The 13,388-nt window shown below is 64.8% G+C and carries 17 protein-coding genes and 1 riboswitch; of the genes, 9 read left to right on the top strand and 8 right to left on the bottom strand.

Annotated elements, in window-relative coordinates:
• Positions 1-10: 10 nt before the first annotated feature.
• From tolQ to U5768_RS21125, 3 genes are all read right to left on the bottom strand, one after another.
• Positions 11-688 carry a protein TolQ gene (tolQ, locus tag U5768_RS21135; protein ID WP_028205324.1) on the bottom strand — a complete coding sequence of 226 codons (678 nt, stop codon included), beginning with the start codon at positions 686-688 and terminating at the stop codon, positions 11-13.
• A 154-nt stretch (positions 689-842) separates the two neighbouring features.
• The gene (gene ybgC / locus U5768_RS21130) at positions 843-1,337 is read right to left on the bottom strand and encodes a tol-pal system-associated acyl-CoA thioesterase (protein WP_322032481.1); all 495 of its coding nucleotides are present in this window, start codon (positions 1,335-1,337) and stop codon (positions 843-845) included.
• Between the two features lie 68 nt (positions 1,338-1,405).
• Positions 1,406-2,152 (bottom strand): SDR family NAD(P)-dependent oxidoreductase, encoded by a 747-nt coding sequence (locus tag U5768_RS21125; RefSeq protein ID WP_322032346.1) that lies wholly within the window; start codon positions 2,150-2,152, stop codon positions 1,406-1,408.
• 197 nt (positions 2,153-2,349) lie between these two features.
• Positions 2,350-2,475, top strand: a riboswitch (ZMP/ZTP riboswitch).
• A gap of 160 nt (positions 2,476-2,635) precedes the next feature.
• Here U5768_RS21125 and glyA point away from each other — a divergent pair.
• From glyA to U5768_RS21090, 7 genes are all read left to right on the top strand, one after another.
• A complete protein-coding gene (gene glyA, locus U5768_RS21120; RefSeq protein WP_322032345.1) occupies positions 2,636-3,883 on the top strand; it encodes a serine hydroxymethyltransferase in 1,248 nt (415 codons plus the stop codon).
• A gap of 15 nt (positions 3,884-3,898) precedes the next feature.
• Entirely contained in the window at positions 3,899-4,381 is a 483-nt protein-coding gene (nrdR, locus tag U5768_RS21115; protein WP_158758509.1) for a transcriptional regulator NrdR, read from the top strand.
• A gap of 157 nt (positions 4,382-4,538) precedes the next feature.
• Positions 4,539-5,075: a GspH/FimT family pseudopilin gene (locus U5768_RS21110; protein WP_322032344.1), complete on the top strand. Its 537-nt coding sequence runs from the start codon at positions 4,539-4,541 to the stop codon at positions 5,073-5,075.
• 89 nt (positions 5,076-5,164) lie between these two features.
• Complete coding sequence (locus tag U5768_RS21105; RefSeq protein WP_322032343.1) at positions 5,165-5,500, top strand: hypothetical protein; 336 nt, start codon at positions 5,165-5,167, stop codon at positions 5,498-5,500.
• Entirely contained in the window at positions 5,497-6,306 is an 810-nt protein-coding gene (locus U5768_RS21100; RefSeq protein ID WP_322032342.1) for a PilW family protein, read from the top strand. Before U5768_RS21105 ends, U5768_RS21100 begins: the two co-directional genes overlap by 4 nt.
• Positions 6,307-6,320: 14 nt before the next feature.
• Entirely contained in the window at positions 6,321-6,839 is a 519-nt protein-coding gene (locus tag U5768_RS21095) for a hypothetical protein (RefSeq protein ID WP_322032341.1), read from the top strand.
• Positions 6,840-6,859: 20 nt separating this feature from the next.
• Positions 6,860-7,291, top strand: a complete 432-nt coding sequence (locus tag U5768_RS21090; protein WP_322032340.1) for a type IV pilin protein — start codon at positions 6,860-6,862, stop codon at positions 7,289-7,291.
• Positions 7,292-7,350: 59 nt separating this feature from the next.
• Here U5768_RS21090 and U5768_RS21085 read toward each other — a convergent pair whose 3' ends face one another.
• The 3 genes from U5768_RS21085 to U5768_RS21075 form a co-directional block, all read right to left on the bottom strand.
• The gene (locus U5768_RS21085) at positions 7,351-7,824 is read right to left on the bottom strand and encodes a DUF3318 domain-containing protein (RefSeq protein WP_322032339.1); all 474 of its coding nucleotides are present in this window, start codon (positions 7,822-7,824) and stop codon (positions 7,351-7,353) included.
• Positions 7,825-7,839: 15 nt separating this feature from the next.
• Entirely contained in the window at positions 7,840-8,226 is a 387-nt protein-coding gene (locus U5768_RS21080; RefSeq protein WP_322032338.1) for a phage holin family protein, read from the bottom strand.
• A gap of 205 nt (positions 8,227-8,431) precedes the next feature.
• Complete coding sequence (locus tag U5768_RS21075; RefSeq protein ID WP_007584918.1) at positions 8,432-8,734, bottom strand: DUF883 family protein; 303 nt, start codon at positions 8,732-8,734, stop codon at positions 8,432-8,434.
• 356 nt (positions 8,735-9,090) lie between these two features.
• Here U5768_RS21075 and U5768_RS21070 point away from each other — a divergent pair, with 356 nt between their 5' ends.
• Positions 9,091-9,729: a peroxiredoxin gene (locus U5768_RS21070; protein ID WP_322032337.1), complete on the top strand. Its 639-nt coding sequence runs from the start codon at positions 9,091-9,093 to the stop codon at positions 9,727-9,729.
• A gap of 90 nt (positions 9,730-9,819) precedes the next feature.
• Here U5768_RS21070 and U5768_RS21065 read toward each other — a convergent pair whose 3' ends face one another.
• A complete protein-coding gene (locus tag U5768_RS21065) occupies positions 9,820-11,010 on the bottom strand; it encodes an acyl-CoA dehydrogenase (RefSeq protein ID WP_322032336.1) in 1,191 nt (396 codons plus the stop codon).
• Positions 11,011-11,120: 110 nt separating this feature from the next.
• On the opposite strand from U5768_RS21065, the gene U5768_RS21060 reads away from it, so the two are divergent.
• Complete coding sequence (locus U5768_RS21060) at positions 11,121-11,936, top strand: IclR family transcriptional regulator (protein WP_322032335.1); 816 nt, start codon at positions 11,121-11,123, stop codon at positions 11,934-11,936.
• 89 nt (positions 11,937-12,025) lie between these two features.
• Here U5768_RS21060 and argF read toward each other — a convergent pair whose 3' ends face one another.
• Entirely contained in the window at positions 12,026-12,955 is a 930-nt protein-coding gene (gene argF, locus U5768_RS21055) for an ornithine carbamoyltransferase (RefSeq protein WP_322032334.1), read from the bottom strand.
• Between the last annotated feature and the right edge of the window lie 433 nt (positions 12,956-13,388).

The following is a 13,388-nucleotide window of genomic DNA, read 5'->3' as shown; positions in this document are numbered from 1 at the left end:
CTCGTGAAGATTAGTGGGCCTGACGCTGCAGGATGTTCGAAAACTCTTCGATGAAGGTTTCGAAGCGGATCGCCAGACGGTCGATGTCGTGCGCGTAGCTGTTGTAAGCGACGACCGCCGGAATGGCGGCGAACAGACCGATTGCCGTTGCCGTCAGCGCTTCGGCAATGCCGGGTGCGACGTTCGCGAGCGTGGCCTGCTGCACGTTCGCGAGACCGCGAAACGCGTTCATGATCCCCCAGACCGTGCCGAAAAGACCGATGTACGGACTCACCGAGCCGACGGACGCGAGGAACGAGAGGTTCGCTTCGAGCGCATCCATTTCACGCTGGAACGCGGCGCGCATGGCGCGGCGGGCGCCGTCGAGCACCAGGCTCGGATCGTTCAGGCGCTTCTCTTTCGCCTTCAGGAATTCGCGCATGCCCGACTCGAAGATACGCTCGAGCGCGCCGATCGTGTGACGGTTGTTAGCTGCGCTTTGATAGAGCGCCTGCAGGTCGCCGCCTGACCAGAAGTCGCGCTCGAAGCGCTCTGTCTGGGACCGCGCCCGGCGGATCGCAAACCACTTGCGGAAGATAAAAGTCCAGGAAATCAGCGACATGAGCAGAAGAAGCCCCATCACCGCCTGTGCCAGTATGCTCGCATTAAGAACGAGAGAAATGATCGACAGATCTTGTGTAGTGTTCATATAGGTTCGTTGTGACGTCCCGAAAGGGGCGAGCGGCTGCAAGACAACGCAAGGCTTCCTGTAGGCGGTTGGGAAGCTCTCGCGCCGTCGCGGCCGAACCCTGCTTGGTCCTGCATTGACCGGCGCGAGTTCACTGGCGTCGTATCAACGGTAATTACTGCACTGCCGTTGACACGGCGTACAGGTCTTTCTGTGGTCCACGCTGCAATGCTTCATGAACGCGGGCCGGAATTGGCGCGGGGCGCATGGCCGCGCCGTCGACGCAGGCGACACGAATGGTGCCCGTGGCGAGCAGCGTGTGCTCGCGCCACGCTTCCTGCATGAAATCGACCGAAGCGCGCCCCAGCTTCTCGACGCGGCTCACGGTCGTGACGACGTCGTCGAGGCGCGCGGGCGCGCGGTAATCGAGCGCAGTGCTGCGCACGACAAAGAGCACGCCCGTTTCCTCGGCGAGCCGACGCTGATCGACGCCGCACGCGCGCAGCCATTCGGTGCGCGCGCGTTCGAAGAACTTCAGGTAATTCGCGTAAAACACGATGCCACCGGCGTCGGTGTCCTCGTAGTAGACGCGTACCGGCCACGTAAAACCGCGCCCGGCCGGCGCTGACGCCTCATCCGGCTTGCTGGTGGAATTTTCCATGCCGCGCATTCTACCGGAACGCACGCCCCCAACGTCTTTCGTACGACTGACGTAAGTATAAAATTTGTAAGGTAATTTTAGCCGCGATGGATGCTGAGACCGGCAAACGTCTGGGCAACGGGCATCAGTTCGATGGTGTTGATGTTGACGTGCGCGGGGCGCGTAGCGATCCAGTAGATCGAGTCGGCGATGTCCCCGGCCGTGAGCGGTTGCATGTCCTTGTAGACGTTGGCGGCCTTCGTGTCGTCGCCGCGAAAGCGCACGTTCGAGAACTCGGTGCCCCCGCACAGGCCCGGTTCGACGTCGGTCACGCGCAGCGCGGTGCCCGCGAGGTCCGCGCGCAGATTCAGACTGAACTGGCGCACGAACGCCTTGGTCGCCCCATAAACGTTGCCGCCCGCATACGGCCAGCGGCCCGCCGCCGACCCGAGGTTGAAAATGTGGCCGCGGTTGCGCGCCACCATGCCGTGCAGGAACGCCTGGGTGACTTGCACGAGGCCCGTGCAGTTGGTTTCGATCATGGTTTCCCATTCGTCGAGGTCGGCCTTATGCGCCGGCTCCACGCCGAGCGCGAGGCCGGCGTTGTTGACGAGCACGTCGACGGCGGCGAACTCCGGCGGCAGCGCACCGGGCGCGGCTTCGACGGCCGCGCGGTCGCGTACGTCGAGTTCGAGGGGCAGAAGGGCGTCGCCGAGTTCGGCGGCCAGTGCGTCGAGGCGGTCCTTGCGGCGGGCCGTGGCGACGACGCGATGGCCGCCCTTCACGAAGGCCCGGGCAATGGCGGCGCCGAATCCTGCGGACGCGCCGGTGACGAAAACGATCATGGAGGCTCCCTGGTCGGTAGAAGGCGAGGAAACAGGGAAGCCTACTTGCAATGCTGCGTTGCGACAAGGAAGGGACAGTACGCGCGCGGGCCGCATGGCCGGCGGTCCTGGCCGCCGCGCCCACAGGCAGGTGGCGCCCGGACGCCCCGGGCGCGGGCGGTTGCCTATTCCCTGCCGTTCCAATACACTAACGCGCTCAATCCCTGCGTGACTGGCGATAGGGTTCCGGCATGGCGGCAACACGCTCGCTATTGGGGACTCAAGGTGGAACGACCCACCGTGAAGCGCAGGGCGCCGTTTTGCCGTTCGCCTGGGCAGCCTGATTCCGCGCGCTTTCGTTAGCGCTGCCGGGGCTGTCCTGCCTCGCGTGTGCGGCGCCTCCTTCCGCCACGTCAAGGCTGGCCTCTTCGCCAGCAGCGCCGCGTACCCGCTACGCGTTCCGCGCGAGACCTGGTCAACCTGAACACACTTAACGGAATCCGTATGTTTGACAGAGCCGAAAGCACCATCGCCAACGTCGATCCCGAACTTTTCAAGGCGATCGAACTCGAGAACCGCCGCCAGGAAGAGCACATCGAGCTTATCGCGTCGGAAAACTACACCTCGCCCGCCGTCATGGCCGCGCAGGGTTCGCAGCTCACCAACAAATACGCCGAAGGCTACCCCGGTAAGCGCTATTACGGCGGCTGCGAAAACGTGGATATCGTCGAGCAGCTCGCGATCGACCGCGTCAAGCAACTGTTCGGTGCCGAAGCCGCGAACGTTCAGCCGAACTCGGGCTCGCAGGCCAACCAGGGCGTGTTCTTCGCCGTGCTCAAGCCGGGCGACACCATCATGGGCATGAGCCTCGCTGAAGGCGGCCACCTCACGCACGGCATGGCGCTGAACATGAGCGGCAAGTGGTTCAACGTCGTGAGCTACGGCCTGGACGCGAAGGAAGACATCGATTACGACGCGCTCGAAAAGCGCGCGCATGAAACGAAGCCGAAGCTGATCATCGCTGGCGCGTCGGCATTCGCACTGCGTATCGATTTCGAGCGCATCGCCAAGGTGGCCAAGGCGGTTGGCGCGTACTTCATGGTCGACATGGCCCACTACGCGGGCCTCATCGCCGCGGGCGTCTACCCGAACCCGGTTCCGCACGCCGACTTCGTCACCACGACCACGCACAAGAGCCTGCGCGGCCCGCGCGGCGGCGTGATCCTGATGAAGGCGGAGTTCGAGAAGCAGATCAACTCGGCCATTTTCCCGGGCATCCAGGGCGGCCCGCTCATGCACGTGATCGCCGGCAAGGCGGTCGCGTTCAAGGAAGCGCTCGCGCCGGAATTCAAGACCTATCAGCAACAAGTGGTCGAGAATGCGCGCGTGCTGGCGGAAACGCTGGTCAAGCGTGGCCTGCGTATCGTTTCGGGCCGCACGGAAAGCCACGTGATGCTCGTGGACCTGCGCGCCAAGAACATTACCGGCAAGGCGGCGGAAGCCGTGCTGGGCAGCGCGCACATCACGGTGAACAAGAACGCGATCCCCAACGATCCGGAAAAGCCGTTCGTGACGAGCGGCATCCGTCTCGGTTCGCCGGCGATGACGACGCGCGGCTTTGGCGTGAAGGAAGCCGAGCAGGTGGGCAACCTGATTGCCGACGTGCTCGACAATCCGGAAGACGCCGCGACGATCGAGCGCGTGAAGGCGCAGGTCGCCGAGCTGACGAAGCGTTTCCCGGTTTACCGTTAAGCCGCGCGATAAGCCATGCGCTGCCCCTTTTGCCGGCATGAAGACACGCAGGTCGTCGACTCGCGCGTGTCCGAAGACGGCGCCGCGATCCGGCGCCGCCGCCGCTGCCCGGCCTGCGACAAGCGTTTCACGACGTACGAGCGGGTGGAGCTGGCAATGCCGGCCATCGTCAAGAAGGATGGCAGCCGCACGGAATTCGACCGCCGCAAGATCGTGGCGAGCATGCAACTGGCGCTGCGCAAGCGTCCGGTTGCGGCCGATGCGATCGACGCGGCGGTTGCCCGTATCGAATATCAATTGCTCGGCAGCGGCGAGCGCGAAGTGCGCAGCGAGCGCCTTGGCGAACTCGTAATGGGCGAATTGCGCGAACTCGACAAGGTCGCGTTCGTGCGGTTTGCTTCGGTGTACCGACGCTTCGAGGACGTCTCGGAATTCGAAGACGTGATCGAGGAATTCCGCCGTGCGGGTGCTGCCAACAACCCCACGAAAAAGCGCTGAGCGCATTCGCATTTTTCTTCCCTCCTGCCTGGCCGTTGTCGTAGTGCTTGCATTTTCGCGAGCCGACGCTGCGCGCACCAGCTAGCCGTTCGGCTAATTGTTTCGTTTCGCTTTCGTCCGTAGATTGATGGCAATCCGCTCAAATTAAGGATTGCTGATGAAGTGCGAAGGATTCACGCTTATCGAGACCATGATCGTAATCGCCTTGCTGGCGATCTGCGCGACGGTGTCCACGCCCGTTTTCACCGCGTGGCGCGTGCGCGATCAGGTCGACGCGCGCGCCAACGCCATGCTCGGCACGCTCGCTTACGCGCGCAATGAGGCGATACGGCGCAAGGCGCGTATCACCGTTTGCCGCGTCGATACGGCGCGCAACTGCCTTGCGGCGGCAAAGGCGTGTCCGTCCGGTGTTGCCGACTGGTCGTGCGGCTGGGCCGTCATGATCGAGCGCGCCGGCGCGTATATTCCCTTGCGCATCCAGCCTGCGCTCGACGCAATCAGTGTGGCGTCGGGGCTCACCGCGATCGCGTTTTCGCCGCCGGCGGGGCAGACCATCGGCAGCTTGCGCAACTTCGAGATCGGCCCGCGGATCACGTCGGCCGCGCAACGCGGCGCGGGGTGGCGGCGCTGCATACGCATCGCGGCGGGCGGCCGGGCACGCATCAGCGACGGCGCATGCACGGGGGCGTCATGAGCCAGGCGAGCGGACGAAGCGTGCGCGGATCGACGCTGCTCGAAGTGGCTATCGCGCTCGGGGTCATGGCGATGTGCGGACTCGGTCTGATGAGCACGCAGATCGGCTTGGGCCGACACGCGCAACTGGCGGCGGCGCGCGAACGCGCGGCGTTTGCCGCCGACGCGATTGCCGAAGCTGCACGCGAGGCAGACACAACGGGCGCCACGAATGATCGATGGAAGGCGCTGACGGCGAGTGTCGTGCCGGATGCGCGGCTGAGTACGTCGAGCGCGGGCGGCGACGCCTCGATCGCGTCCGTCAGTTGGGCGGCGGCACCGTTCGGCGCGGCGTCGGCATCGGCAGCGGTTTCCCGTGTCGCCCCGTGTATCGATGCCACAGCGCCTTCCGGCCGCGCGTGCATCGCTCTGGCGTTCCTGCGATGAACGCGCGTCTTGTCCATGTGCACCGTCGGGCCGGCCACACACTGCTCGAACTGACGATCGCCGTCGCGCTCGGCCTCGTGGTGACGCTCGGGGCGCTGTCGGCTTACCGCACGCAGCGTGAGGCCTATGCGCGGGCGAGCGACGCCGCGCGTATCCACGAAGCCGGCATGAATGCGTTGATGCTGATCGGCGAGCAGATCCAGATGGCCGGCTTTGTAGCCGCGGACGCACGCTCGCCGCTAGCCGGCCCTGCGATCTTCGGCTGCGCGGCGGGACGCCCGAGCGGCGCCGACGCCGCGCTCACCTGCGAGTCGCTATCGAGCCGCTCCGATGGACTTGCCGTGCGTTACCAGGGCGACGCCGTATCGACGTGGGCCGCCGCGAACGGCCAGGTTACCGATTGCCTTGGACAGGCAATCGGCGCGGCGGGCGTCGAAATCGTGAACCGCTATCACGCCAAGGTGAGCGGTTCGACCGGCGAGACCGAGCTTTACTGCGAGGGCTCCGGAAAAGTCGGCACAGCGCAACCGCTCGTCGAGGGCGTCGAGCGGTTAAGGGTGCGCTACTGGAAGGCGGGCGCGGCGCAGGCGGTCGAGGCTTCGGCGATTGCGCGCGATCAGTGGGCGTCGGTCGTCGCGGTCGATCTGTGCGTGCTGGTGCGCGGGGCCGTCTTTGCGCGGCGCGTGCGTTACGTCGATTGCGAGGGGGCGCAAGTGGTGGGCGCGGATGGGCGAGCGCGACAGGCGTTCTGGCGGCACGTTGTGCTGCGTAACGTTGTGGCGGTCGTTGCGCCCGTCGCGTCATGAGAGCGAGTCCCGGCGTGAAGCGTCGCCCATGCGCCCGTCGTCGCGGTGTCGCGTTGCCGGTCGTGCTGCTCATCGTCGCGATGATGCTCGTGACCTCGGCGGCGTGGTTCGAGGCAGCGCTGCTCGCGCGACGCAACGCTGATGCCGTTGCCGATCATCTGCAGTCCTTTCATGCCGCCGACGCCGCGCTCGTGCTGTGCTCCCGGGCGCTTATGAATGGCTCGCTGATTCCGCCCACTGTCGCGGCCGAGTCGGGCGAGCCGCAAGCCTGGCGGCGGCAGGACAGCTTCGAGCGGCAGGCCATCGTGCCCGTTGCCTCGTGGCCGGGGTCCGGCCGTCCGCCGCAATGTGTCGTCGAGCCTTGGCGCATCGAGAGCCGCCCGTGGGTGCGCGCGTATCTCGTCACGGCGCGAGGGTTCGGCGCCTCGGAAGACACGCAAAGCTGGCTGCAGGACCAGTTGGTTTTCGAAGCCCCGGGTGACGCGACGCGCGTCGAGTATCACTGGCGTCATGTCGTCGCCAGGCCGTTTTGAGGAAGCCAGCGGGAGGAGAGGTGAGGAGCAATCGGTACAACGCGTTCACGCTGCTCGAGTTGGTCATCGCGCTGGCGGTAGCCGCTATCGTCGCGGTCTTCGCGTTGCCGGGATGGAGCGCGCACATTGCGCGGGGACATCGCATCGACGCCGTGGCCGCGCTCTATCGCGCGGCGCAGCTTGTCGACACGCAGGGCGCGTCGGCAGCGTCGCTACCCGCGGGATTCGACCAGGCGCCGTCGACGGGAGCGGCTGTCTATCGCTTGCGCCTGACGCCCGCAGACGAATCCAATGGCGGCTACGCCATCGCGGCGAATCCAGTGGAAACCGGGCCCATGCGCGGCGATGCGTGCGGTATTTTCGTGCTCGATGCAACCGGCGCGCGCAGCAACCACGCCGCGGACGGCGGCGCGGTCGCGGCGGCTACATCAATGTGCTGGAGGGACCGATGAACTTCCCGGCACGGCGAGACGCGGCACGGCGAGACGGCTGGCAGAAACGTGGCCGGCCATCAGCCTGTGAGGTCGTCCTCGCCGGACTTGGCGCGAGCTGGCGCGTTCGTGGAGGCGCCCCGCTGGCGCCGCACCTGCTGCCACACGCGATAGGCCTCCCACGCCGTAAAGGCGAGGCCTCCCCACTTGATGACGGGGCGCGCGGCGGAAACGATGGTCGTGCGCAGCGGTTTCGCCAGAATGAGCGAGACGAGCGAACTGATCAGTGGATATTCCTTAAGCAGGCTGCCGAGTCCGGAAGCCACGCCGCCGCCGGAGCCGATGCGGCCGAATCCGGGCACGACGAAGCGCAGCCAGCTAAAGTTCGTAACGGTCGTGCGGATGTCGATGAGCGCTTCGGCCATTTCGGCGCGCTCCACGCTCGCTCGCACCAGCAGCAGTTCCTTGCGCAGCGCGCGCAGTTGCGGCGTCGAGAGGTCGTGCGCACGACCGTGGCGCGGGCGAAAAGCGTTGTCCGTTCGGGATTGGTTCATGGCGTCGGCTCGCGGCTAAGGGTTGCGCAGGGCGTCCCGGTCTTTCTCGAATTCCTCGAGCGTCGCCTGGAACACGAGCGGCGCGGTGTGCAGCCCGCGGCGCGCCTTCAGGCCGCAAAAAATCGCCGCGAGCGCATAGACGACCGTCAGGCCGGCGAGCGCCTGCCAGCGGTAGGTGTCCCAGAAGGCGATGGCCACGAGCGCCGTGAGCGCGATCAGCGCCAGCATCGCGAACATCATCCCCGCGAGGCCAATGAAGAGCACGCCGATCAGGCGGTCCTTCTCCTCGGCGAGTTCGATGCCGATCAGTTCGAGCCGCGTTTGTAGCATCGCGGACGCGGAGCCGAGCAGGCGGCGCAAGGGGCCGTGTTCGTGTCGCTGCGAGTGGGTATCTGTCGTCATGGCGATGGCAGGTGGCGCAGGCGTGTGCCCGAACAATGCGCAAGAAAAACGCAAGGGAAACCGCGGGCGGCTTCGCCCGTTTACATCGAGCGGCGGGGCGGCCCGTAAGTCGTCGGACACCACCCCGCCAGGGGCTGCTGGGCCGCGCGTTCGGCCGCGCCGCGCGAGCGGCTCTGAAGCCGCCCGGGGCGCGGTGAGCGCCGCGTTACTTGCGGTTGATCAGGAGACCGACCAGCACGCCCACGCCGGCAGCGATGCCGATCGACGCCCACGGATGCTCGTGAACATAGTCGTCGGTGGCGCGCGCCGCTTTCTTGCCTTTCTCGACCACGACCACCTGGACGTCGGCGGCCTTCTCTTTTGCCTGTTTCAGACGCGAGAGTGCCGTTTCGCGCAGTTCCGAAGCGCGCTCGCCCGTAGCGCTCGCAGCCTGCTTGAGCAGGTCCTCTGCATCCGCGAGGACGGTTTTGATATCGGACATTAGCCTCTCCTTATTGACCTCTGACATTGACTGGCTCCCATCGTGTCACATCACGCGTGAATCGTAACAAAGATACGGGCGCTGGCAAGCGTGACGCGCCGCCTCGACATCCGCCTTCGCACGATCCGTTCCCGAAACCGCGTATGGACGGGGTTGGACTTCGCGCAAAAAAGCGCGGGGTGAGAGAGTCATTGAGTTGGTCCGGCACCTAAAGTTTCCCTCATCCGGTTCAAAATTACAAAAACTCATACCGGTGTGAGCCGATGTTCGTTCGCGGGGCACAACCGCGGCCTGTATGCTTGAGCGTTGTAAACGTCCACTGGATCAACGTGCCGCGCGCCGTTTCGATCAACTTCGTTCATCTCGTTCAAAGGAACCGCACCATGAGTCTACGTCTTGGCGATATCGCACCCGACTTCGAGCAGGATTCGAGCATTGGCCGCATCAAGTTTCATGAGTGGCTCGGCAATAGCTGGGGCGTGCTGTTTTCGCATCCGGCCGACTTCACGCCGGTCTGCACGACGGAACTTGGCCTGACGGCGAAGCTCAAGGACGAATTCGAAAAGCGCAATGTGAAGACGATAGCGCTCTCGGTGGACAGCGCCCAGTCGCACAACGAGTGGATCAAGGACATCAACGAGACGCAGGCGGCGAACGTCGGTTTCCCGATTCTCGCGGACGGCTACCGCAAGGTGTCCACGCTCTACGACATGATCCACCCGAACGCGAACGAGACGCTCACCGTGCGCTCGCTCTTCGTGATCGACCCGAACAAGAAGGTGCGCCTCATCATCACCTATCCGGCGAGTACGGGCCGCAACTTCGACGAAGTGCTGCGCGTGATTGACTCGCTGCAGCTCACCGACAACTACCAGGTCGCCACGCCCGGCAACTGGAAGCAGGGCGACGACGTGGTGATCGTCCCGTCGCTGAAGGACGAGGAAGTGATCAAGCAGAAGTTCCCGAAGGGCTACAAAGCGCTGCGTCCGTATCTGCGCATGACGCCGCAGCCGAACAAGTAAGCCGTTCGGCCAGCGCCAAAGCAAAACGCCGCACGATACCCATTCGTGCGGCGTTTTTTCATGCCCAGGCAATGCCGGGCAGGGCGGCGATCAGAAGAACGCCTGGATGCCCGTCTGCGCGCGGCCGAGGATCAGCGCGTGGATGTCGTGCGTGCCTTCGTACGTGTTCACCACTTCGAGGTTCACGAGGTGACGCGCCACGCCGAACTCGTCCGAAATGCCGTTGCCGCCCAGCATGTCGCGGGCGAGACGCGCGATGTCGAGCGACTTGCCGCACGAGTTGCGCTTCATGATCGACGTGATCTCGACGGCCGCCGTGCCTTCGTCCTTCATGCGGCCAAGGCGCAGGCAACCCTGCAGGCCGAGCGTGATTTCCGTTTGCATGTCGGCGAGCTTCTTCTGGATGAGCTGGTTCGCGGCGAGCGGGCGACCGAACTGCTTACGGTCGAGCACGTACTGACGCGCCGTGTGCCAGCACGATTCCGCGGCGCCGAGCGCGCCCCAGGCGATGCCGTAGCGCGCCGAATTCAGGCACGTGAACGGACCGCGCAGGCCCTTCACGCCCGGCATGAGATTCTCTTCCGGTACGAACACTTCGTCCATGACGATTTCGCCCGTGATCGACGCGCGCAAGCCCACCTTGCCGTGGATGGCCGGCGCCGAGAGACCCTTCCAGCCCTTCTCCAGAATGAAGCCGCGGATGTCGTCCTTGCCGTCTTCCTCGAGCTTCGCCCAGACAACGAACACGTCGGCGATAGGCGAATTCGTGATCCACATCTTCGCGCCCGAGAGCGAATAGCCGCCGTTCACCTTCTTCGCGCGCGTGACCATGCTGCCCGGGTCCGAGCCGTGGTTCGGCTCCGTGAGGCCGAAGCAGCCGATCCATTCGCCGCTCGCGAGCTTCGGCAGGTACTTCTGCTTTTGCGCTTCCGAGCCGAATTCGAAAATCGGCACCATCACGAGCGACGACTGCACCGACATCATCGAGCGATAGCCCGAATCCACGCGCTCCACTTCACGCGCGATCAGACCGTACGCGACGTAATTGAGGCCGGGGCCGCCGTATTGCTCGGGAATCGTCGGGCCCAGCAGGCCGACTTCGCCCATCTCGCGAAAGATCGAGGCGTCCGTCTTCTCGTGGCGGAACGCTTCGATCACGCGCGGCGCGAGCTTGTCCTGGGCGTACGCGGCGGCGGCGTCGCGCACCATGCGCTCCTCCTCGGTGAGCTGCTGGTCGAGCAGAAGCGGGTCTTCCCAATGGAACTGGGCGTGTGCGGCCATGGTGTCTCTCCTTTCTCAAATCCTTGAACGGGCGAATTTGCGCTTGACTTGAGTTCCGCTATGCGGAACAATGTTTTGCAAATTGACCTTAGTGTAGCACCAGGGCGCCCATGTCTGCATCCGCAACGACGACAACTTCTTCTTTTTCTTCGGCGCTGGCCGAGGGTCCGATCGACGAGCGCAAGTTCGTCGTGGCGCTGGCGCGCGGGCTCGACCTGCTGCGGGCGTTCCGCCCTGGCGAAACGCTGCTCGGCAACCGCGATTTCGTGGAGCGCACGGGTTTGCCGAAGGCGACCGTGAACCGGCTCGCGTACACGCTCACCGTGCTTGGCTATCTGCGTTTTGACGAATCGCTCGGGAAATATGCGCTCGACGCCGGGGTGCTGTCACTCGGCTTTGCGCTGTTGTCGGGCACGGACACGCTCGAACTGGCGCGCCCGCATATGCGCGCGTTCGCGCGCGAGGTGGGCGCAGCGGTGTCGCTTGGGTGCCGCGACGGCATGGACGTGATCTATCTGGAGACGATCCGCAGCGAGACGGCGCTCACGCTGGGCCTCGCCTCGGGCTCGCGCCTGTCGATGCTCACGAGTTCGATGGGCCGCGCGTACCTCGCCGTGCAGCCGATCGACGTGCGCATGGCGCTCTTCGCGGAACTGGAGAAGGCGGCGGGCGCCGAAGGGCCGGCGCTCGTGGAGGCCGCGAAGCGCGAGATCGAAGTGTTCGGCAGGGAAGGGTGCTGCTATTCGTTTCGCGATTGGCACGAAGACGTCAATGCCGTCGCGGTGCCGTTTCGCGAGCTGCGCGAGCGTCGCTGGCTCGTGCTTAGCTGTAGCGGGCCGGCTTCGTCGATGGGGCCCGAGGTGTTTCGCGAGCGCGTGGCGCCGCTCCTGAAGTCGCTGGCGCGGCGTCTTGGCGAAACGGTCTGACGCGCGAGCCGCAGCGGGCGCAAAAAAGCCGACCTTGGGGTCGGCTTGGGGTCGGCTTTTCCGCGATGGCGTGCGGACGTGCGCGAAGCTCAGTGGTTCAAGCGGCCGAGCAGCAGGAACTCCATGAGCGCCTTCTGCACGTGCAGGCGGTTTTCCGCCTCGTCCCACACCACGCTTTGTGGGCCGTCGATCACTTCCGCGCTCACTTCTTCGCCGCGGTGCGCGGGCAGACAGTGCATGAAGAGGGCGTCGGCGTTGGCGCGAGCCATCATCGGCGCGTCCACGCACCAGTCGGCGAACGCCGTCTTGCGGGCTTCGTTTTCGGCTTCGAAGCCCATGCTGGTCCAGACGTCGGTCGTCACGAGGTCGGCGCCTTCGCAGGCGTCGTGCGGGTCCTCGAACACTTCATGGAACGGCTTGCTTTCCGGTGCGACCAGCGCTGGATCGAGCGGATAGCCCGGCGGCGTGGAAATGCGCAGCTTGAAGCCGAGGATCTGCGCGGCTTCGATCCACGTGTAGAGCATGTTGTTGGCGTCGCCGATCCACGCCACGGTCTTGCCGCGGATCGGGCCGCGATGCTCGTAGTACGTGAAGATGTCGGCCAGCACCTGGCAAGGGTGGTATTCGTTCGTGAGGCCGTTGATGACCGGCACGCGCGAGCTTTCGGCAAAGCGCTGGAGGATGTCCTGGCCGAATGTGCGGATCATGATGATGTCGACCATGCGCGAGATGACCTGCGCCGAATCCTCGATCGGCTCGCCGCGGCCGAGCTGCGTGTCGCGCGTGTTCATGAACACGGCGTGGCCGCCCAACTGGAAGATGCCGGCTTCGAACGAGAGGCGCGTGCGCGTGGAACTCTTCTCGAAGATCATCGCCAGCGTGCGGTCGTGCAGCGGATGATAAGTCTCGTAGTTCTTGAACTTGCGCTTCAGGATGCGGGCGCGCTCCAGCACATATTCATATTCGTCAAGGGAGAAATCCTTGAACTGCAGGTAATGGCGTATGGTCCGGGAGGTCATGAAACAAAAACGGCGCCCGATCCGGCCTCGAACTGCAGGATTGGGCCGGCGACGCCGCTGCGGTTGGTGGTAAGTCAAAGCAGCATAAAGGATTTTGCGCAATTTGACGAGTTGCCTAAAAATCGGGCAGCGCGCTCTGGCGTGCGGCGCGGGGCGCTTTTGCAATGGCTTTCGTGACCGTTTCGACGGCATCGTCCGGTCCCGCATTCACCCTTTCGGGTGCCTTGTGTGCACTGCGTCAAAACGGTCGGTGCGCTATAATCTCGGAGATTTCTTAGGCACGACAAGCGGCCCCTGAACGTGCGGCGGCAACGCTTCGCAACCACGGCAGGCAGGTCTGCGGAACCCTGAGCGCCAACTGGCAGTGCGCCGCGAAATCGTCCCGTCGCTCCCATTGCAAGATCCGCTTGTGACGTGCGGCGGCGATTTTCGA

Source organism: Paraburkholderia sp. J76 (assembly GCF_905220295.1).
In the GTDB taxonomy this organism is placed as follows: domain Bacteria; phylum Pseudomonadota; class Gammaproteobacteria; order Burkholderiales; family Burkholderiaceae; genus Paraburkholderia.
This window is presented reverse-complemented; position numbering and strand designations above follow the sequence as displayed.